This window comes from Yersinia pekkanenii (assembly GCF_001152565.1).
In the GTDB taxonomy this organism is placed as follows: domain Bacteria; phylum Pseudomonadota; class Gammaproteobacteria; order Enterobacterales; family Enterobacteriaceae; genus Yersinia; species Yersinia pekkanenii.
The window spans coordinates 10,851-30,674 of sequence record NZ_CQAZ01000001.1; the positions used below are offsets into that span (position 1 = coordinate 10,851).

The following is a 19,824-nucleotide window of genomic DNA, read 5'->3' on the forward strand; positions in this document are numbered from 1 at the left end:
CGTCGGTAAGCCTCACGTGGGACACCCTACGGATCTTGCAACAACAACGCTGGCAGAAAATGAGCTGTGTCACAGCATGATGGCTAACCTTAACGTGCCACGCTGTGACAGAGTCTCAACAGGTAGTGATAATATTCCTATCACCAGCGGGCAAAGATCACTGCAAGCCGACTATTCATTGGCATTACTCGCTAAAGATGTTTACGCCCCTGTTGCCGGGAGTCTTGGCGGTTTTACACGTTTGAGTGATAGGGCGCTACTCTCGGCGGGAATTGATCCGGCGAGCTTATCTGATAGCGCCTCAGGTTTTCTGGCCGGTATTTACAGTGATAATCAGCAGTATGTTTTATCTTTTGCTGGCACTAATGATTTAAATGATTGGCTAAGTAATATCCGACAGGCGACCGGTTATGAGGATATTCAATATAATCAATCGGTTGCTTTGGGAAAAACCGCAAAAATGGCGTTTGGTGATACGCTGATAATGACGGGACACTCTTTGGGCGGTGGGTTGGCGGCTACGGCAGCATTAGCCAGTGGGGTTTGGGCCGTGACATTCAATGCTGCGGGCGTTTCTGATCACACATTAAATCGCCTTGGTATGGACCCTGCTCAGGCGCGGCTTTCAGCAGAGGGCGGTGGCGTGCGGCGCTATAGTGAACAATATGACTTACTGACCGATGTTCAGGAATCTACCTCGCTAATTCCTGATGCTATTGGCCATAAAATCACGCTGGCAAATAGCGATAAGCTCTCCGGGGTGAATGACTGGTTGCCACATAAGCACCTCGAACGCCGCTTGTCGGCACACGGTATTGATAAAGTACTCAGTTCAATGAGTGAACAACAACCTTGGGATCGGCAGTATGCCTGAATCGACACTGGCAGTGAGGGTGAACCGCCATTTGCGTTATGCCATCTACGGTGTTTTGATGCCATTAATCAGCTTTGAGGGGCAGGCGATGACAGATGTTAATACAGCTTTTACTGATCCATCGGTAATGCCGATTGCAGATGCGATTATTCACGGCGATGTGAAACAGATTCATCAATTAGCAAACGAAAAGTTACTACAACAACAGGGTGAACAGTCGATAACGCTGATGCAGTGGGCCATTCTTAACCAACAACCTGAAAGTTTAGCCGCGTTGCTGCAAGAACATGCCGATCCTTTTCAGCCAGGGATGCAGGGCGATACTGCATGGCATACTGCGGCCAGTGTACAAGATGCGCATTACATGCAAATTTTACTTGAGGGGCATCTTCAACCGACGGCCCGAAATAGTGTAACACTAGCGACACCATTGGCTGCCGCAGTTATGGCCAAGCGCGAAACCCAGATGACCCTACTGTTGGTTGCCGGGGTTGATCCGAACCTTGCTGATCGTATGGGGGATACACCGCTACACTTGGCCGGTAAGAATAATGCGCCAGATTTAGCGCTGCGTTTATTAAAAGCAGGGGCTGATCCTGAATTACGTAATAAACAGGGCGCAACGTTCCAGCAGTATTTAGCGATGACGCCGTTGAATATCCAAAGTGCCGAAATGCAGCAAAAATATCAGCAATTGAATGTCTGGCTTCGTGGTAACAAACTTGCAGAGGTTTATCAGCAGTAGCAGAGAATCTGCCAGTTTTCAGACTGGAATGTTAAACAATACTTTAATATGGAACAGTTACTGATTACTGGAATTTCTCTGATAACAAATAAAAAAAGCCGCTGTCATAAGCGGCTTTTTTGTCAGGATACTGAATTAATTAGCACTTTTAGTATCAGGTTTTACCTTTGGCTGACGACGCTTACCCACATTTTTGGCATCGCGGTGACGAACCTTAACCTTTACTTTCTCTTTGCTGGCTTCTTTTAGTTCTTTACGCTTCGCTAGCACTTTTTTAGAGGGCTTACCGGTGGCTTTTTCGCTTGGTGCTTTACTGGTCGGACGTAATTCATCAATAACCCGTGGCTTCAGCGGCTCGTTCAAATAACGGCCAACTTTACCCAGTAACAAATGGTCATGCGCTTCAACCAATGAAATAGCGACACCTTTACGGCCCGCTCGGCCAGTACGGCCTATACGGTGAAGGTAGACGTCAGCGGTCAGCGGCAGATCAAAGTTGAATACGTGGCTAATATCGTCGATATCCAAACCACGTGAGGCGATATCTGTAGCAACCAGAACGTTAACTCTGCCATCGCTTAAACGGATAACTGCCTCGGTACGCTTGGCCTGAACCATTTCGCCTTCAAGGAACCAGGCGTTAATCCCGGCTTCACGCAGCCAACTGACCAGTTGGTGTACCTTTTCACGGGTACGTACGAAAATAATGGATTTCTGCACTTCCGGTTGCTTTAGCAGATGTACAAGCAAGGCGGTTTTGTGTTCGATACTGTCTGCGCGATAATACCATTGTTGAATTTTTTTGCGTTCCCGGCGGGATGGGTCGGCTTCCAGCTCTACTGGCTCATTCAGGATGCGCTCCGCAAACTCACGGATAGCCTCACCTTCAAGCGTGGCAGAAAACAGTAAGGTTTGTTTGCGCCAGCGAGTTTCTGCTGCAATGGTTTCAATATCCTGCGCAAAGCCCATATCCAGCATACGGTCAGCTTCGTCCAGAATCAGGGTCTCTACTGCCCGACAGTCAAAGTTCTCTTCTTTGATGTATTGCAGCAAGCGACCCGTTGTGGCCACCACAATATCTTGATTCTCACTAAAGACTTCCGCGTGGTTCATATAAGCGACACCACCGGTGATCGTCGCGATATCCAGTTGGGTGTGCTTGGCCAATTCACGGGCTTGATCCGCAACTTGCATGGCCAGTTCACGAGTTGGCGTCAGGATCAGGATCCGTGGCGTGCCGGATTTTTTGCGTGGGAAATCCAGCAAATGCTGCAAGGCAGGCAGCAAAAAGGCGGCAGTTTTGCCAGTACCTGTTGGAGCCGAACCCAATACATCGCGCCCATCCATAGCTGGCGGAATAGCCGCAGCTTGAATGGCAGTCGGGCGCTCATAGCCTTTGTCGCGCAGTGCGTCAATCAGGCGTTCATCGAGATCGAGTTCGGAAAAATTGGTTACAGTCATGGTCTTCCTCTACTTGGGGCGCCGATTATAGACGGGTTAGCCGAATTCTTCACCTGTTTAAGTGGTAATGATGTCTTTTCCCTTCAATCATATTGTCCTATGCTACGCCGGTTATATACCCGTCATCTTTTAAGTTGCAGGTATGTTGGCTGCGTTCAATCACCCGAATCACTTATTTGTATAAGCTTATCGGAAGTTCTCTCGCTTGCCGCTTACCCGCATTTTTGCAATCTATGGGGTATAGATCCTGGTGACTAATATGGGCAAACAATTGAAAAAAAAACCGGTGTTGCGTGGTGGTGGTTTCACTTTTAAACAATTTTTTGTGGCACATGATCGTTGTGCGATGAAAGTGGGCACTGACGGTGTTCTACTCGGGGCGTGGGTACCGGTAGAAAAAGCACACAAAGCCTTGGATATTGGTTGTGGCAGCGGGCTTATCGCCTTAATGATTGCTCAGCGTTTAGCATCTGAGGTCTTAATTGATGGGGTTGAGTTAGAGCCTGATGCGGCACAGCAAGCGAGCAGCAATGTGGCTTTATCTCCTTGGGCTGCACGGGTTCGTATCTATCAGCAAGATGTGCACCAGTTTGCCGAAAACCACCCTCATCAGTATGATTTGATTGTCAGTAACCCACCCTATTTTGCTCCGGCAATCGCCTGCCGGGATGAAGCCCGTGATATCGCACGTTACACCGGCTCCTTAACTCATGACGCTTTACTGAATTGCGCAGAGAAGCTTATCACAGAGAACGGTGTATTTTGTGTGGTTTTACCCCATAGTCTGGGAATTGAACTTACGGGTCTTGCTGTTCAACAAAACTGGTTTGTTCGCTGCCAGGTAGACGTCAGGGATCGCCCCGGTAAGCCACTACATAGAATGCTGCTGATGTTATCGCGCCAATCAGGTGAGATGGAACATCAGCATTTGGCTCTGCGTCAATCCGAAGGCGTGTATTCACCTGAGTTCTGTCAGTTGATTAGTGAGTTTTATCTCAATTATTAGTGCGGGCGATAGTGTTGCCGGAGTGATTAATAGGGCGCGATTACTGAATGAACTGCGCCCTGAAAAGTATTATGGATGAAGGATCGTTGGTTGCGGGTTTTCAATTTGATCAGGATAATCAAGGGTATAGTGCAGCCCTCGGCTTTCTTTACGATCCATTGCACAACGTACGATTAATTCAGCCACTTGGACCAGGTTACGCAATTCCAGCAGATTATTTGAAATACGGAAATTGGCATAATATTCATCAATTTCTTGCTGTAATGTATTAATCCGGCGTAAGGCGCGCTCTAAGCGCTTGGTTGTACGCACGATGCCAACGTAATCCCACATAAATAGGCGTAGTTCATGCCAGTTATGCTGAATGACAACTCGTTCATCGGAGTTATCAACGCGGCTTTCATCCCAGTCTGGTAACTGTTTAGCTAACTTAGCCGTAGGCAAGCGCATAAGGATATCTTCTGCGGCGGACCAGCCGTAAACCAGACATTCGAGTAATGAGTTGGATGCCATGCGGTTAGCGCCATGCAAACCGGTATAGCTGACTTCACCAATCGCATATAACCCATCCAGATCCGTACTCCCATGCTGGTCTACCATCACACCACCGCAGGTATAGTGAGCGGCTGGAACGATAGGAATGGCTTCTTTGGTCAGATCGATACCCAGCGACAGCAGTTTTTCATAGATCATTGGGAAGTGCTGCATGACAAAGTCAGTGGGTTTATGGCTGATATCCAGATACATGCAATCAGCACCAAGGCGTTTCATTTCATGGTCTATAGCGCGGGCAACGATATCACGTGGTGCGAGTTCGCCACGTGGGTCAAAATCGAGCATGAAACGGCTGCCGTCAGGGCGTTTAAGATAGGCTCCTTCCCCACGTAATGCTTCGGTCAGTAAAAAGTTACGTGCTTGCGGGTGGAACAGGCAGGTAGGATGGAATTGGTTAAATTCCAAATTAGCGACCCGACATCCGGCACGCCATGCCATGGCAATACCATCACCGGAGGAGATATCAGGATTGGTGGTATATTGATAAACTTTAGCCGCTCCGCCGGTGGCTAAAACGACGGCCTTAGCCCGAAACGTTTCCACTTTTTCTAGCTCACGGTTCCAGATATAGGCGCCGACCACGCGTTTAGTGCCTGCCAGGCCAATTTTATTGGACGTTATAAGATCGACTGCATTGCAGCGTTCTTTAACTAAAATATTAGGGTGGGTACTTGCTTTGCCTACCAGGGTGGTTTCTACTTCTTTACCTGTCGCATCAGCAGTATGCAGAATACGGCGATGGCTATGGCCGCCTTCCTGGGTAAGGTGATAACGCTCTTCGCCGCTGGCATTAGTCTCGGTATCAAACAGGACGCCTTGATCAATGAGCCATTGCACGCAAGGGCGGGCATTACTGGCAATGAATTCTACGGCGTCTTTGTCACAAAGCCCGGCCCCGGCAATCAGGGTGTCATTGACATGTGAACCGATGCTGTCGGTTTCATCAAAAACGGCGGCAATACCTCCCTGAGCATAAAAAGTCGCGCCTTCATTAAGTGGCCCTTTGCTCAGAACGGTGACTTTACAATGTGGCGCCAGGCGTAACGCTAATGACAAACCGGCAGCGCCACTCCCGATGATCAATACATCGCTAACGTGTTCAGATGATGATTGCATATCGTATGATGTGTGCAGAAGAAGAGTGAAATTCATGTTAGCCTATCTGCCAGAGCAAAAGCTATGGCTATAAGATGTCTAAAGAATATTCAGACAAATAATCTGGCAACATGGAACTTTGCAATTTTTATAAACACCAAGCGTGTGCTTGCTCAGGAAAATAAAGATATGGCTGGCAGTACTACTTTTAGCGTGGGGATAAATTTCGGGAGAGTTCACCTCGGATGAGCGAGCAGTTAACGGATCAAATGCTGGTTGAACGGGTCCAGAAAGGTGATCAGCAATCGTTCAATTTACTGGTAATTAGATACCAGCATAAGGTTGCGAGCCTCGTATCCCGTTATGTACCTCAGGGGGATGTCCCTGATGTAGTTCAGGAATCATTTATCAAAGCTTATCGTGCACTGGAGTCATTTCGCGGCGATAGCGCTTTTTATACGTGGCTTTACCGTATTGCTGTAAATACAGCGAAAAATTACTTAGTCGCTCAGGGGCGGCGCCCGCCATCCAGTGATGTGGATGCAAATGATGCTGAAAATTACGAAAATGCGGGTGCATTGAAAGAAATATCGAACCCTGAGAACTTAATGTTGTCTGAAGAATTGAGGCAGATAGTTTTTAAAACCATAGAGTCACTTCCTGACGATCTCCGGATGGCGATTACACTCAGGGAGTTAGATGGTCTAAGCTATGAAGAGATAGCTGTGATTATGGACTGTCCGGTGGGTACGGTTCGTTCACGTATCTTCCGAGCCAGAGAGGCTATCGATAACAAAGTTCAGCCGCTAATTCAGCGATAGGCGGACACACAAAGGGTATTTGGCATGCAGAAAGAAAAGCTTTCCGCTCTGATGGACGGAGAAACTCTTGATAGTGAGCTGCTTGGTTCTTTATCGAAAGATAAAGCATTGCAGCAAAGCTGGCAGAGCTATCATTTAATCCGTGATACTCTGCGGGGGGATGTTGGTGAAGTCGTGCATCTGGATATCGCCAGCCGTATTGCAGAGGCACTTAAAAACGAGCCTGCTCGTTTTGTTCCTATTGCTGTGCCTGAATCTCAGCCACAACCTCATATCTGGCAGAAAATGCCTTTCTGGCAAAAAATTCGCCCATGGGCCAGTCAGATTACCCAAGTGGGAGTTGCGGCCTGTGTTTCTCTAGCCGTAATTGTTGGTGTTCAGCAATATAACCAACCTGCATCCGGTAATTTACAGCCAGAATCACCTGCATTTAATACCTTACCGATGATGGGTAAAGCCTCACCAGTAAGTTTTGGTGTGCCTGCTGATGGTTCTTTCGGAACGTCTCAACAGCATCAGGTTCAAGAGCAACGCAGGCGTGTCAATATGATGACACAGTTGCAAGATTTTGAATTGCAGCGTCGTTTGCCACAAACTGATATATTGCAGCAGCCTTCGGCATCAACGCAGGCCGCTATTCAGGTCCCTGGCACTCAATCCTTAGGAATGCAGCAGCAGTAATGAAGCAATTTTGGTTTTCCGTCTGTTTAATGGCGGGCGGCCTGCTCATGTCAACAATTGCTTCGGCGGAAACCGCGCCGATAGCAATGTTACAGGAAATGAGCAGTGCCAGCCGGTCGCTCAATTATGAGCTCTCGTATATCAATGTTAATAAACAAGGGATTGATTCTCTTCGTTATCGACATGCTATTTTAGATAAAAAAACGTTGGCCCAGTTGCTGCGCATGGATGGTCCTCGTACTGAGATCCTACAACGTGGCAATGAGATAAGTTATTTCGAACCAGGTTTCGACTCTTTCACGCTAGGCGGTGAGCATATTGTCGATGCTTTACCCTCTGTTGTATTTCCCGATTTTGAAAAACTATCAAAATACTATAACTACATTGCGCTTGGTCGGGCTCGTGTCGCTGATAGGCCATCCCAGGTTATTAGGGTTGTAGCTCGTGACAGTACTCGATACAGTTATATTATTTGGATGGATGAAACATCCAAGCTCCCTATGCGTATAGATCTGTTGGACAAGGACGGAGAAACACTCGAACAGTTTCGTGTGATTTCTTTTGCCATCGGTGAGCCCATTCAGCAGATTCTAGAAGGCTTGCTAAAATTGTCTTTGCCGCCATTACTGGCATTACCCGCTAAAACTAAAGTGGATTTTACTTGGGCACCGCGTTGGTTGCCGGACGGTGTTACCGAGGTTTCGCGTAGTCGTCGTACATTACCCAATATGGATACACCAACAGAATCACGGCTATATTCCGATGGTTTGTTCAGCTTTTCGGTGAATGTCAATCCAGTGGGTAAAGATGCGCTTTCGGAACAATCGCTGCGTCAAGGACGCCGTACTGTTCATACTGAAGCGCGCAATAATGTAGAGATTACCGTAGTGGGGGAACTACCTCCTTCAACAGCTAAACGTATTGCCGATAGTGTAGTGCTGGAATCCGCTAAATGATGAAAGAATGGGCCACGGTTATCTCATGGCAAAATGGCATTGCACTTTTGCGTTGTGAACCACATTCTGGTTGTGGGAGTTGTAATGCGCGTTCCGGATGCGGTAGTCATTTATTAAATGAACTGGGGCCGAAGTCAGCGCATCAACTCCAAATACCCATTTCGCAGCCGCTTGAGCCTGGGCAAAAGGTTGAAGTTGGGATTAGTGAAGGTAGCTTATTACGTTCTGCTTCTTTGGTTTATTTGACGCCATTATTTGGGTTAATTGCCGGTGGGAGTCTGTTTCAGGCTTTATTTATCACCGATGCCTTTACTGCTATTGGTGCTATTTTAGGGGCTGGTTTAGGTTTTCTGTTAGCCAGACAATTGGCTACCAGGATTGAAGGGCAGAGTGATTATCAACCGACTATTTTACAGATAGGTTTGCCGCCAACAGCGATACGTATTCAGCAAGAGTAATGTCTTTAGCCTATTAGCCATAATAGGCAGGAATACGGTTTTGTATCATATGCTCAACTAATGCAATAAAAAGATCTGCACTGATAAGTGTTGAGTAATCTACCGAAAAAAGTATGTCACCTTTCGTGTCAAATAATCGTATTTTGTCATGGTGGTTTTCACGCAGTATCTCGATACGCAAAATATCTTCAATGTTAATAATACCGTCTGTCGTAATCAATTTGTGTGCACTAAGTGAAAGTGGAATTGTATCCATCTCGATGTTTTTTACCATGCTAATATTTAAAAGGCCATTAAATATTAGCATTTTTAGCCAGTTATCATTCTTTTTGATTACATCAAATACAATGGTTTTTCCACGAGATAAGGTATTTAAACTCATGATGCCCACATGCATAACTTGCTGATGGATTATTGTATTAATGAGAGGGTAAGCATTGGTTATATTATTAATTATGATATTCCATTGCTGAACTTTTGATGTGCGAAACGCCATCGTATTAATATCACCATTAGGGTTTATCCCTGAGTGGTATTTATGAATGTATTGTATTTTATTAAATGTGATAAAATATACATTTCCATTGTGATGATTAAAAACACGCACGCCTTTTTCATAAAGAAAGTAGGTGAATATTGGGCCGTTATGTAGAAATAAATAGAGTAAGCTACTCAATGAGACAACTGCAATGGTGGCACATAATATCGAAAGAATAAACAGTATTGAAAAGCCAGGTGTCATGTTAGATGAAATAATTACAACCAAGCTAAGCGAGAATATAAATATTATTGCGAGAATAGTTAATCTAGAGTTCTTTTTTCTAAACTCATGGCGGCTAAGTATTTGTCCTTCGTCAATCATAATATTCTCCATGTTGGCAGCCAAGAGGATATTTCACTTGGTTGTTATATAATCACATAAATACTCTAGGTTATTTTCCAATCGGGTAAATGAGCATTTTCCTAAAGTGCATTAATTGCGATTCATACGTAAAATATAAGTTTTAGGCGCTAATTTGTTTTCGGCTGGAATATATCTGCATGATTATTATAATTAAAATGACGAAAATTGATTACATGTATAGACTATAACAATAATATAAATATGGGTATCGGGGCCGTTTTTACTGGATAACTGATAGGAATAGCGTCAGGTCGAGGTTCTACCAATATTTGCTAACGGCAAGGTATTGATACATTTTAACGGGATAAATCAGGTAACAAGCTAAGTGTGATGCCTTTCACGAGGCTGACTTACAGTGTAAGATGCGTGCATATTTATGTGGGTAGTTTTGGGTTTGAGTCCATCGCTGTGTCCACCAATAATTAATTAAAAACAACGACTAGAGAAAAATTCATATAAATGAAGCACATAAGAAACTTTTCTATTATTGCCCATATTGACCACGGTAAGTCGACATTGTCGGACCGTATTATTCAGATTTGTGGCGGATTATCTGAGCGTGAAATGGCCGCTCAAGTACTGGATTCAATGGATCTGGAGCGTGAGCGCGGCATTACCATCAAGGCACAGAGTGTGACGCTTGATTACCATGCTAAAGATGGTCAAATCTATCAACTTAACTTTATCGATACTCCCGGCCACGTTGACTTCTCTTATGAAGTTTCCCGCTCTCTGGCGGCTTGCGAAGGGGCTCTATTGGTGGTCGATGCAGGGCAAGGTGTTGAAGCACAGACGCTGGCAAACTGCTACACCGCGATGGAAATGAACCTGGAAGTGGTTCCGGTTCTGAATAAAATCGACCTGCCAGCCGCGGATCCTGAGCGCGTTGCCGAAGAAATTGAAGACATCGTAGGTATTGATGCCACCGATGCAGTACGTTGCTCAGCCAAAACCGGCGTAGGTGTACCTGATATTCTTGAGCGCTTGGTGCGAGATATCCCACCACCTCAAGGTGATCCGGACGGGCCATTGCAGGCACTGATTATTGACTCCTGGTTTGATAACTATCTGGGTGTGGTGTCATTAATCCGTATTAAGAACGGTTCGTTACGTAAAGGTGATAAAGTTAAAGTTATGAGTACCGGGCAGAGCTATAACGCTGAACGCTTGGGTATCTTTACACCAAAACGTGTTGATCGTGATGTGCTGAACTGCGGTGAAGTTGGCTGGTTGGTCTGTGCGATAAAAGACATTCTTGGCGCACCGGTTGGCGATACATTGACATTGACCCGTAACCCGGCAGAGAAATCATTACCTGGTTTTAAGAAAGTAAAACCACAAGTTTATGCGGGTCTGTTCCCCATTAGCTCAGATGATTATGAAGCTTTCCGTGATGCGTTAGGCAAATTGAGTCTTAATGACGCCTCTTTGTTCTACGAACCAGAAAGTTCGACTGCGTTGGGCTTTGGCTTCCGTTGTGGCTTCCTTGGTTTGCTGCATATGGAAATCATTCAGGAACGTCTGGAGCGTGAGTACGATCTGGAGCTTATCACCACGGCGCCCACAGTGGTGTACGAAGTGATCACTACCAGTCAGGAAACGGTTTATGTTGATAGCCCATCCAAGCTACCGGCGCTGAACAATATTGAAGAACTACGCGAACCGATCGCTGAGTGTCATATGCTGTTGCCACAGGAATACCTGGGTAACGTCATTACCTTGTGTATCGAAAAACGGGGTATGCAGACCAACATGGTTTACCACGGTAACCAAGTGGCACTGACGTATGAAATTCCAATGGCTGAAGTGGTGCTTGATTTCTTCGATCGTCTGAAATCGACATCCCGTGGTTACGCCTCACTGGATTATAATTTCACACGTTTCCAGACCTCAGACATGGTCCGTGTTGATGTGTTGATCAACAACGAGCGTGTGGATGCGCTGGCGCTTATCACCCATCGTGATAATGCGCAGTATCGTGGACGTGATCTGGTTGAGAAAATGAAAGAACTGATCCCGCGCCAGCAATTTGATATTGCGATTCAGGCGGCTATCGGTAACCATATTATTGCCCGTGCAACTGTGAAACAGCTACGCAAAAACGTACTGGCGAAGTGTTATGGCGGTGATGTTAGTCGTAAGAAGAAACTTCTGCAGAAACAGAAAGATGGTAAGAAACGTATGAAGCAGGTCGGTAACGTTGAATTACCGCAAGAGGCTTTCCTGGCTATTCTGCACGTCGGAAAAGACAGCAAATAAGGAGTTTTGATGGCTAACATGTTTGCCTTGATTTTAGCGATAGCAACGCTGGTAACAGGGATTATCTGGTGCTTCGAGCGGTTTAAATGGGGCCCTGCCCGCCAGGCAAAAATTGCGGCAGTTCATGCGCAAACTGCGGAGATCAAAGCTCAAACCGGTTGTGCAGTCGATAATAAGACTTTAGCACAGGCAGCAAGACAGCCAGGTTGGATCGAGACTTGTGCCTCTGTTTTCCCAGTATTGGCTCTGGTGTTCATCGTGCGTTCGTTTATTTACGAACCGTTCCAAATCCCTTCTGGGTCGATGATGCCAACGCTATTGATCGGTGATTTCATTCTGGTTGAGAAGTTTGCTTATGGGGTTAAAGATCCTATAACTCAAACCACGCTGATCCCTACTGGGCATCCGAAACGCGGTGATGTTGCGGTATTTAAATATCCACTAGACCCACGTTTGGACTATATCAAACGTGTGGTGGGTTTACCGGGTGATCGCGTTAGTTATAATCCCATCAGCAAAGAAGTGACGGTTCAACCTGCGTGTAATACCGGGGCTGCTTGTGATAGCGCGTTAGCCATTACTTACAGTACGTCAGAGCCAAGTGAGTTTGTGCAGACATTCCGTTATGGCGGCAATGGCGAGGCTTCTGCCGGGTTCTTCCAGATCCCGACAAACCAAGCTGTACCTGATGGTGGGGTGCGTCTGCGTGAGCGTACTGAGACCCTCGGGCCGGTTGCACACCATATTCTGACTGTCCCTGGGCGTCAGGAGCAGATAGGCGCTTATTATCAGCAACCTAATCAACCTTTAGGGGTTTGGGTGGTACCGGAAGGTCATTACTTTATGATGGGTGATAACCGAGATAATAGTGCTGATAGCCGTTTCTGGGGTTTTGTGCCGGAACGTAATCTGGTCGGTAAAGCCACTGCTATTTGGATGAGTTTTGAAAAGCAAGAAGGTGAATGGCCAACGGGAGTGCGTTTAAGTCGGATTGGTGGGATTCATTAATACCGGCTATGTGCGAAGTCATTGGCGTTGCTGTAAACGAACAAATCCCGATAAGCCGACAAAAGTCAGTGGTTCGGGTGAGTAAGGGCGGCTAATATCGCGGCAACTTCAATTCAGCAGGGTATTTAAACGCAGCATTATATTTCCACTCGTTGTAGAATAACCTTTCGAGCGATAAAAGTTGGCTCCTTTATGGGAGCCACTGCAAACGAAACAGTTTTGTCTTGTAATATTGGCGGATCAGACCTGTTCCGTGTGCTGTAGTTTTTGACGCATTCTTGATCTATTGGTAACTCATGAACCCCATCGTAATAAACAGGCTACAGCGGAAGCTGGGCTACACTTTTCAACAGCAGGAGCTCTTGCTGCAAGCACTGACTCATCGTAGCGCCAGTAGTAAACACAATGAGCGTTTGGAGTTCCTGGGTGACTCTATATTAAGTTTCGTTATTGCCAATGAGCTGTATCGCCGTTTTCCTCGGGTTGATGAAGGGGATATGAGCCGGATGCGTGCAACATTGGTCAGAGGCAATACACTCGCCGAAATGGCCCGTGAGTTTGACCTTGGTGAATGTTTGCGCCTTGGGCCGGGTGAATTGAAGAGTGGTGGTTTCCGCCGTGAATCAATTTTGGCAGATACCGTCGAAGCCTTAATTGGCGGTATATTCTTAGATAGCGATATTCATACGATCGAACGGCTGATTCTCGAGTGGTATTGCAGTCGCTTAGAGGAAATCAGCCCAGGTGATAAGCAGAAAGACCCAAAAACGCGCTTGCAAGAATATTTGCAAGGCCGTCATCTGCCATTACCTTCTTATCTGGTTGTGCAGGTTCGCGGTGAAGCTCATGACCAGGAATTTACTATCCACTGCCAGGTGAGTGGCTTGAATGAACCGGTAATAGGTACTGGCTCAAGTCGTCGTAAAGCTGAGCAGGCGGCAGCGGAACAAGCGCTGATACAGTTGGAGCTTGAATGAGCGAAGTAGAAAAAACGTATTGTGGTTTTATTGCAATTGTAGGTCGCCCGAATGTGGGTAAATCTACCTTGTTGAATGAGCTGCTGGGGCAAAAAATCTCCATCACTTCACGTAAACCACAAACCACACGCCACCGTATTATGGGGATCCATACTGAAGTGCCTTATCAGGCCATTTATGTTGATACCCCAGGGTTGCATATTGAAGAAAAACGCGCGATTAACCGTTTAATGAATCGCGCGGCAAGTAGCTCTCTCGGTGATGTGGAATTAGTAATTTTTGTGGTCGAAGGTACCCATTGGACTGCTGACGATGAAATGGTAGTGAATAAGCTGCGCAGTTTACAATGCCCGGTATTATTGGCGATCAACAAGGTTGATAACGTAACAGATAAAACCAAGCTGTTACCTCATATCCAGTTCTTAAGCAAGCAGATGAATTTCCTGGACGTGGTGCCAATCTCTGCCGAGAAAGGGATAAACGTGGATACCATCGCCAGCATTGTGCGCAAGCTTATGCCGGAAGCGGGTCATCATTTCCCGGAAGATTATATCACTGACCGCTCTCAACGTTTTATGGCGTCAGAAATCATTCGTGAAAAACTGATGCGCTTTTTGGGTGAAGAGCTGCCTTACTCAGTGACGGTTGAAATTGAACAGTTTGTACCCAACGAGCGCGGTGGCTATAACATCCATGGGCTGATTTTGGTTGAACGCGAAGGCCAGAAGAAAATGGTCATCGGTAATAAAGGTTCAAAAATCAAGACTATTGGTATCGAAGCCCGCCAGGACATGGAAAAAATGTTCGAAGCAAAAGTACATCTTGAACTGTGGGTCAAAGTGAAATCGGGCTGGGCAGATGACGAACGTGCATTGCGCAGCTTAGGCTATACCGACGACCTGAAATAAGATTCATCAATGGAAGGTTGGCAACGCGCATTTGTCCTGCATGGGCGACCTTACAGTGAAACCAGTTTGATGCTGGATTTATTCACTGAAGGGGAGGGCCGCATTCGGGTATTGGCAAAAGGTGCACGAGGCCGGCGCTCCAATCTAAAAGGCTGCTTGCAGCCTTTTACGCCATTACTGGTTCGTTGGGCTGGGCGTGGCGAAGTCAAAACATTACGTAGCGCTGAGCCGGTGTCAATGGCTCTCCCATTGAGTGGCTCTATCTTGTATAGCGGCTTATATGTCAATGAGCTGCTCTCCCGCGTGTTGGAACACCAAACCAATTACTCCGCTCTATTCTTCGACTATCTGCATTGCTTACAATCCTTGGCAGGTAGCGACGGGTCGCCTGAATATGCTTTGCGCCAGTTTGAATTGGCGATACTGGCCCACCTTGGTTATGGCGTGGATTTTCTCCATTGTGCCGGTAGCGGCCAGCCGGTATCGGATACTATGACCTACCGTTATCGAGAAGAAAAAGGATTCATTGCCAGTCTGATTATTGATCACTACAGCTTTACTGGCCGCCAATTATTGGCGTTGGCTAATCGTGAGTTTCCTGATGCCGAGACTTTACGCGCAGCGAAGCGATTCACCCGTATTGCACTTAAACCCTATTTGGGCGGTAAACCGCTAAAAAGCCGCGAACTATTTCGTCAGTTTGTGATTAAACCGCCAACTGATCCATTGCCCTCGCAATAATTCTTTTATTTTTTTAGACCGCCCATGATCAACTTTCCCGCACTGTAACCTATCCGCTACCCGTCCACTCGGTGTAAACTGCGAAACACTGACGCATTTGTTGGTATGTATATTTACATGCTTATTAATCTATTAAAGATGCATCCATATCCGGAGGGCTGTCATGGCTGATTTGTTGCTGGGCGTTAATATTGATCACATTGCGACATTACGAAATGCACGTGGGACTATTTACCCCGATCCTGTCCAGGCAGCGTTTATCGCTGAGCAAGCTGGTGCCGACGGTATTACCGTACATTTGCGCGAAGATCGCCGTCATATTACTGATCGGGATGTGCGGATCTTGCGACAGACCCTCCAAACCCGTATGAATCTGGAGATGGCTGCCACCGATGAAATGGTGGGTATCGCTTGTGAAGTACAACCGCATTTTTGCTGTCTGGTGCCAGAAAAACGCCAGGAAGTCACTACTGAAGGCGGGTTGGATGTCGCCGGGCAAATCGATAAAATGACTGTGGCAGTCAGCCGATTATCTGAAGCCGGCATTCTGGTTTCACTGTTTATCGACGCCGATATACGCCAAATTGACGCGGCAGTTACCGTCGGTGCACCTTATATTGAAATCCACACTGGCGCGTATGCTGATGCTAAAACCGATTTGGCGCGTCAGGTTGAATTAGTCCGTATCGCCAAAGCCGCAACCTATGCTGCGGGCAAAGGGTTGAAGGTTAATGCAGGCCATGGCCTGACCTACCACAATGTGCAACCTATTGCCGCGTTACCAGAGATACATGAACTGAATATCGGCCATGCAATTATTGGTCAGGCCGTAATGACCGGCCTTGCTGCTGCGGTTACAGAGATGAAAGTATTGCTGCGGGAAGCGCGTCGCTAATGGCGATCCTTGGGTTAGGCACTGATATTGTTGAAATTTCAAGGATTGAGGCCGTGGTAGAACGCAGTGGAGAGAAACTGGCGCGGCGCATCCTCAGCCCATCCGAGTGGCAACATTATCAGCAGCACCAACAACCCATCCGTTTTCTGGCAAAACGTTTTGCGGTTAAAGAAGCTGCCGCTAAAGCATTTGGCACCGGGATCCGTAATGGCCTGGCGTTTAATCAGTTCGAAGTGGTTAACGATGCATTGGGTAAACCGACGTTGCGTTTACATCATCGAGCGGCAGAGTTGGCCGCAGAATTAGGGGTTAAATCCTTGCATGTAACCTTGGCTGATGAACGTCGTTATGCTTGTGCAACCGTAATTATTGAAAGCTAAATCAATCTTTCCCCCTCGGTGGTGAAGGAGTTTGAGGGCGCGCATGAAAATGCCGCCCTTTTTTTATCTTAATCTGAACATCCCTTCCCAGAAACACCCCCGCTATTGACTCCCGATATCGACCTTTATGCCTCCATTCTGTCTACCTACAACCATTGGTAAGGAATAAATCTTAATTTTGCGATCTGTCCGACAACTTGGTTAACCAAAACTTCATTTGGTTGCCCAATTGATGGTACTTGTAATACCAAATTGTCAGCCATCATCGACAATTCAGCGTTGAAACTCAGTCATATAAACAAAGTTGCCGTATGAAGATGATGTAAATACACAAAAAAGTCAGATGTGGCCTGACCAATATAAAAATAGTGTTACCAGACAACATATTGATATCTAACTACTGGGGAAAATAAAAGATGGAATGGATTAATATCCTATGGGTAGTGCTGGGCATAGGCTTAATGCTGGTGCTCAATATCCGCTATCAGATTAACTCAATGATTGCGTTGCTGCTGGCAGCTCTGCTGGTGGGGACCCTCGCTGGCATGGATCTGCTCAAACTTCTGCACACGATTAAAGCGGGGTTTGGTGGCACACTGGGTGAACTGGCGATAATCGTGGTGTTTGGTGCGGTGATCGGCAAGCTGATGGTGGACTCTGGCGCTGCTCATCAGATAGCTCAGACACTACTGCGTCGCTTCGGGATTAAATATGTCGAATTCGCGGTAATAATTATCGGTTTGATCTTCGGTTTGGCCATGTTCTATGAGGTTGCCTTTATTATTCTGGCACCCCTGATCATTGCTATCGCTGTCGAAGCGAAGATCCCTTTCCTCAAACTGGCGATCCCGGCAGTTGCTGCTGCGACTACCGCTCATTCCCTGTTCCCACCGCAGCCGGGGCCGGTTGCACTGGTCAGCGCTTACGGCGCAGATATGGGTATGGTCTATATCTACGGGGTTTTGGTGGCGATCCCTTCGGTTATTTGTGCCGGGTTGATTTTGCCGAAATTCCTGGGCAACCTGGAACGCCCGGTCCCAACCTTCCTGAAGGCGGAAAATCCGCTGGATGAAAATAATCTGCCGTCGTTCAGTACTTCGATTCTGGTGCCGTTAATCCCCGCATTTATTATGATTTTTACCACCATTGCCAACGTCTGGCTGGTAAAAGGGACGGCATCATACACCATCCTCAATTTCCTGGGTTCGTCACCTATTGCCATGTTTATCGCCATGCTGGTTGCCTTTGTCCTTTTCGGTACCGGGCGTGGCCATAAAATGGAATGGGTCATGCACTCGTTTGAAGGGGCGGTAAAAGGGATAGCCATGGTCATCCTGATTATCGGTGCGGGTGGGGCGCTGAAGCAGGTTATTATTGATACCGGGATTGGCGATACCATTGGAATGCTGATGTCTGCGGGGGGTGTTTCACCTTATATCATGGCCTGGCTAATTACGGTGCTTATTCGCCTATCAACAGGTCAGGGAGTGGTTTCGGCAATGACGGCGGCGGGGATTATTGGTGCTGCGGTGATGGATCCCGTCACCGGCACCATTACGTCGGTCGATCCGGCGCTGTTGGTACTGGCGACGGCAGCAGGTTCAAATACCTTTACCCATATCAACGATGCTTCATTTTGGCTGTTTAAAGGTTATTTTGAATTGTCGATTAAAGATACGCTGAAAACCTGGGGCCTGCTTGAACTTACCAACTCGGTAGTGGGGCTGGCTATGGTGCTGTTGATCAGCATGTTTATTTAGCGGCTGTAGGGTTTAGCGACAAACCTGTTTAGCGATAGATTTATTATTTTGATGATTCTATTATCAGTGCTTCAGTAGTGGCACTGATAATCAACTTCATAGGGAAAATCACCTAACTACAAACGATCGGCGTGATGCAGTTGTACAAACTTATCCCACAGCTGTTCATTCGTTTCAATCCTGGCTGGATCGGTAGAAATAGTATTATCAATAGGGCAGACCAACTGGCAGGTTGGGGTCTCGTAATGACCGACACATTCCGTGCAACGCATTGGGTCAATCTCATAAATTTCTGCACCCATGGAAATTGCCTCGTTAGGGCATTCCGGCTCGCACATGTCGCAATTAATGCAGCGTTTAGTAATCAATAAAGCCATGATCCCTCTTACCTTAGGTCGGGTATTTTTAACCGCGGTGGATTATACCCCTCTGAGATCCCTAGACCAGTTTTTTCACCAGTGCAGCACTGTGCTTAATACTCGCCTGCGCGTTTTCGGGGTCTTGCTGGATCATCGCCATAAATAACAGATCAGTGAGAGCATATTGTGCGGTACTGGAGGAGATTGCGGCACTGCGAATAACCGGCTCTTCCGATATGGTATACAAACAATGATCCGCACGTTGTTGCAAGCTGTTGGGGGAAAAACGGGTAAGAGCCAGTACTTTTGCACCACATCGTTGTGCTTCTTCTGCGGCCAAATTGATCTCACGGCGTTCACCACTAAAAGAAATAGCTAACAGTAAATCCCGTGAATCCAATGCCTGTACGGCGGCCAGTTGTGCGTGCATATCGGTTTCTGACACGGCCATAACACCAATTTTCAACAGCTTATAAGCCAGGTCTTTTGCTACCAATCCGGAGGCTCCCATACCTGACAGAATAATCCTTCGAGCCGACCTCAGCATCTCTAATGCTTGTGTCAGGCACTGTTCACTGTTGATATCCAGAGTGGCCCGTAGTGCAGCTGTTTTTTCGCTCAATAACTTTTCGCCGACCGTTTTTAAATTATCGGTATTGAGGATCTGGTTGTGTAGGGTGACGGCTTGCGTGGTGGGAGCGACAATTTCACTCAGTGCTAATTTTAGTGCCGGGAAGCCTTTATAGCCTAATTTCTGGGCGAATTTTACCACCGCAGATTGGCTGACACCGGTCTGTTGGGCCAATTTTTGTGAGCTGAGGTGACGTGCTTGCTCGGGATTGGTCAGTAGGAAATCGGCCAATTTACGATCATTTTGTGCCAGCGTTGGATAGAGCTGACGGATGCGAAGAAGACTGCTCATAAATCAGTTCCTGAATGCGGGACGTTATGGTTAACAATACCCACAAATACTGAATGTTA

The 19,824-nt window shown here is 46.8% G+C and carries 20 protein-coding genes; 15 read left to right on the forward strand and 5 right to left on the reverse strand.

Going from position 1 to position 19,824, the window contains the following annotated elements; all coding sequences use genetic code 11:
* Nucleotides 1–16 precede the first annotated feature (16 nt).
* A complete protein-coding gene (locus AEP37_RS00060) occupies nucleotides 17–874 on the forward strand; it encodes a phospholipase (RefSeq protein WP_244880756.1) in 858 nt (285 codons plus the stop codon).
* A gap of 88 nt (nucleotides 875–962) precedes the next feature.
* Nucleotides 963–1,619 (forward strand): ankyrin repeat domain-containing protein, encoded by a 657-nt coding sequence (locus tag AEP37_RS00065; RefSeq protein WP_049608460.1) that lies wholly within the window; start codon nucleotides 963–965, stop codon nucleotides 1,617–1,619.
* Between the two features lie 135 nt (nucleotides 1,620–1,754).
* On the opposite strand, the gene srmB is transcribed toward AEP37_RS00065, so the two are convergent.
* Nucleotides 1,755–3,080: an ATP-dependent RNA helicase SrmB gene (srmB, locus tag AEP37_RS00070; protein WP_049607998.1), complete on the reverse strand. Its 1,326-nt coding sequence runs from the start codon at nucleotides 3,078–3,080 to the stop codon at nucleotides 1,755–1,757.
* A gap of 259 nt (nucleotides 3,081–3,339) precedes the next feature.
* Here srmB and trmN point away from each other — a divergent pair, with 259 nt between their 5' ends.
* Nucleotides 3,340–4,086 (forward strand): tRNA(1)(Val) (adenine(37)-N(6))-methyltransferase TrmN, encoded by a 747-nt coding sequence (gene trmN / locus AEP37_RS00075; protein WP_049608001.1) that lies wholly within the window; start codon nucleotides 3,340–3,342, stop codon nucleotides 4,084–4,086.
* Nucleotides 4,087–4,155: 69 nt separating this feature from the next.
* On the opposite strand, the gene nadB is transcribed toward trmN, so the two are convergent.
* Complete coding sequence (gene nadB / locus AEP37_RS00080) at nucleotides 4,156–5,757, reverse strand: L-aspartate oxidase (RefSeq protein WP_202905467.1); 1,602 nt, start codon at nucleotides 5,755–5,757, stop codon at nucleotides 4,156–4,158.
* Between the two features lie 224 nt (nucleotides 5,758–5,981).
* Between nadB and rpoE the strand changes: the two genes are divergently transcribed.
* The 4 genes from rpoE to rseC are packed head-to-tail and all read left to right on the forward strand — an operon-like array spanning nucleotide 5,982 to nucleotide 8,652.
* The gene (gene rpoE, locus AEP37_RS00085) at nucleotides 5,982–6,557 is read left to right on the forward strand and encodes an RNA polymerase sigma factor RpoE (protein WP_049608007.1); all 576 of its coding nucleotides are present in this window, start codon (nucleotides 5,982–5,984) and stop codon (nucleotides 6,555–6,557) included.
* A 24-nt stretch (nucleotides 6,558–6,581) separates the two neighbouring features.
* Nucleotides 6,582–7,238, forward strand: coding sequence for an anti-sigma-E factor RseA (rseA, locus tag AEP37_RS00090; protein WP_049608010.1), 657 nt, complete (start codon nucleotides 6,582–6,584; stop codon nucleotides 7,236–7,238).
* Complete coding sequence (gene rseB / locus AEP37_RS00095) at nucleotides 7,238–8,194, forward strand: sigma-E factor regulatory protein RseB (RefSeq protein WP_049608013.1); 957 nt, start codon at nucleotides 7,238–7,240, stop codon at nucleotides 8,192–8,194. Before rseA ends, rseB begins: the two co-directional genes overlap by 1 nt.
* Complete coding sequence (gene rseC / locus AEP37_RS00100; protein WP_049608015.1) at nucleotides 8,191–8,652, forward strand: SoxR-reducing system protein RseC; 462 nt, start codon at nucleotides 8,191–8,193, stop codon at nucleotides 8,650–8,652. The genes rseB and rseC overlap by 4 nt, the downstream gene beginning before the upstream one ends.
* A 13-nt stretch (nucleotides 8,653–8,665) precedes the next feature.
* Here rseC and AEP37_RS00105 read toward each other — a convergent pair whose 3' ends face one another.
* Complete coding sequence (locus AEP37_RS00105) at nucleotides 8,666–9,514, reverse strand: hypothetical protein (RefSeq protein WP_049608016.1); 849 nt, start codon at nucleotides 9,512–9,514, stop codon at nucleotides 8,666–8,668.
* A gap of 501 nt (nucleotides 9,515–10,015) precedes the next feature.
* On the opposite strand from AEP37_RS00105, the gene lepA reads away from it, so the two are divergent.
* The 8 genes from lepA to gntP all read left to right on the forward strand — a co-directional run bounded on the left by lepA (nucleotide 10,016) and on the right by gntP (nucleotide 18,484).
* A complete protein-coding gene (lepA, locus tag AEP37_RS00110; RefSeq protein WP_049608018.1) occupies nucleotides 10,016–11,815 on the forward strand; it encodes a translation elongation factor 4 in 1,800 nt (599 codons plus the stop codon).
* Between the two features lie 9 nt (nucleotides 11,816–11,824).
* Nucleotides 11,825–12,823, forward strand: coding sequence for a signal peptidase I (lepB, locus tag AEP37_RS00115; RefSeq protein ID WP_049608020.1), 999 nt, complete (start codon nucleotides 11,825–11,827; stop codon nucleotides 12,821–12,823).
* A gap of 296 nt (nucleotides 12,824–13,119) precedes the next feature.
* A complete protein-coding gene (rnc, locus tag AEP37_RS00120; protein ID WP_049608022.1) occupies nucleotides 13,120–13,800 on the forward strand; it encodes a ribonuclease III in 681 nt (226 codons plus the stop codon).
* A complete protein-coding gene (gene era / locus AEP37_RS00125; protein ID WP_049608024.1) occupies nucleotides 13,797–14,708 on the forward strand; it encodes a GTPase Era in 912 nt (303 codons plus the stop codon). Before rnc ends, era begins: the two co-directional genes overlap by 4 nt.
* Nucleotides 14,709–14,717: 9 nt before the next feature.
* Complete coding sequence (recO, locus tag AEP37_RS00130; RefSeq protein WP_049608026.1) at nucleotides 14,718–15,449, forward strand: DNA repair protein RecO; 732 nt, start codon at nucleotides 14,718–14,720, stop codon at nucleotides 15,447–15,449.
* Between the two features lie 163 nt (nucleotides 15,450–15,612).
* Nucleotides 15,613–16,344 carry a pyridoxine 5'-phosphate synthase gene (gene pdxJ, locus AEP37_RS00135; RefSeq protein ID WP_049608028.1) on the forward strand — a complete coding sequence of 244 codons (732 nt, stop codon included), beginning with the start codon at nucleotides 15,613–15,615 and terminating at the stop codon, nucleotides 16,342–16,344.
* Nucleotides 16,344–16,724: a holo-ACP synthase gene (gene acpS, locus AEP37_RS00140; protein ID WP_049608029.1), complete on the forward strand. Its 381-nt coding sequence runs from the start codon at nucleotides 16,344–16,346 to the stop codon at nucleotides 16,722–16,724. The genes pdxJ and acpS overlap by 1 nt, the downstream gene beginning before the upstream one ends.
* A gap of 416 nt (nucleotides 16,725–17,140) precedes the next feature.
* A complete protein-coding gene (gntP, locus tag AEP37_RS00145; RefSeq protein ID WP_049608031.1) occupies nucleotides 17,141–18,484 on the forward strand; it encodes a gluconate permease GntP in 1,344 nt (447 codons plus the stop codon).
* Between the two features lie 116 nt (nucleotides 18,485–18,600).
* Here gntP and AEP37_RS00150 read toward each other — a convergent pair whose 3' ends face one another.
* On the reverse strand, nucleotides 18,601–18,861 hold the full coding sequence (locus AEP37_RS00150; RefSeq protein ID WP_049608033.1) for a YfhL family 4Fe-4S dicluster ferredoxin: 261 nt from the start codon (nucleotides 18,859–18,861) through the stop codon (nucleotides 18,601–18,603).
* A gap of 61 nt (nucleotides 18,862–18,922) precedes the next feature.
* Nucleotides 18,923–19,765 (reverse strand): MurR/RpiR family transcriptional regulator, encoded by an 843-nt coding sequence (locus AEP37_RS00155; RefSeq protein ID WP_049608036.1) that lies wholly within the window; start codon nucleotides 19,763–19,765, stop codon nucleotides 18,923–18,925.
* Between the last annotated feature and the right edge of the window lie 59 nt (nucleotides 19,766–19,824).

Bases quoted from the DNA above. Each gene is read 5' to 3' on its own strand.
- AEP37_RS00065 (WP_049608460.1), top strand. From the start codon at position 963: ATGACAGATGTTAATACAGCTTTTACTGATCCATCGGTAATGCCGATT.
- srmB (WP_049607998.1), bottom strand. From the start codon at position 3,080: ATGACTGTAACCAATTTTTCCGAACTCGATCTCGATGAACGCCTGATT.
- trmN (WP_049608001.1), top strand. From the start codon at position 3,340: ATGGGCAAACAATTGAAAAAAAAACCGGTGTTGCGTGGTGGTGGTTTC.
- nadB (WP_202905467.1), bottom strand. From the start codon at position 5,757: ATGCAATCATCATCTGAACACGTTAGCGATGTATTGATCATCGGGAGT.
- rpoE (WP_049608007.1), top strand. From the start codon at position 5,982: ATGAGCGAGCAGTTAACGGATCAAATGCTGGTTGAACGGGTCCAGAAA.
- rseA (WP_049608010.1), top strand. From the start codon at position 6,582: ATGCAGAAAGAAAAGCTTTCCGCTCTGATGGACGGAGAAACTCTTGAT.
- rseB (WP_049608013.1), top strand. From the start codon at position 7,238: ATGAAGCAATTTTGGTTTTCCGTCTGTTTAATGGCGGGCGGCCTGCTC.
- rseC (WP_049608015.1), top strand. From the start codon at position 8,191: ATGATGAAAGAATGGGCCACGGTTATCTCATGGCAAAATGGCATTGCA.
- AEP37_RS00105 (WP_049608016.1), bottom strand. From the start codon at position 9,514: ATGATTGACGAAGGACAAATACTTAGCCGCCATGAGTTTAGAAAAAAG.
- lepA (WP_049608018.1), top strand. From the start codon at position 10,016: ATGAAGCACATAAGAAACTTTTCTATTATTGCCCATATTGACCACGGT.
- lepB (WP_049608020.1), top strand. From the start codon at position 11,825: ATGGCTAACATGTTTGCCTTGATTTTAGCGATAGCAACGCTGGTAACA.
- rnc (WP_049608022.1), top strand. From the start codon at position 13,120: ATGAACCCCATCGTAATAAACAGGCTACAGCGGAAGCTGGGCTACACT.
- era (WP_049608024.1), top strand. From the start codon at position 13,797: ATGAGCGAAGTAGAAAAAACGTATTGTGGTTTTATTGCAATTGTAGGT.
- recO (WP_049608026.1), top strand. From the start codon at position 14,718: ATGGAAGGTTGGCAACGCGCATTTGTCCTGCATGGGCGACCTTACAGT.
- pdxJ (WP_049608028.1), top strand. From the start codon at position 15,613: ATGGCTGATTTGTTGCTGGGCGTTAATATTGATCACATTGCGACATTA.
- acpS (WP_049608029.1), top strand. From the start codon at position 16,344: ATGGCGATCCTTGGGTTAGGCACTGATATTGTTGAAATTTCAAGGATT.
- gntP (WP_049608031.1), top strand. From the start codon at position 17,141: ATGGAATGGATTAATATCCTATGGGTAGTGCTGGGCATAGGCTTAATG.
- AEP37_RS00150 (WP_049608033.1), bottom strand. From the start codon at position 18,861: ATGGCTTTATTGATTACTAAACGCTGCATTAATTGCGACATGTGCGAG.
- AEP37_RS00155 (WP_049608036.1), bottom strand. From the start codon at position 19,765: ATGAGCAGTCTTCTTCGCATCCGTCAGCTCTATCCAACGCTGGCACAA.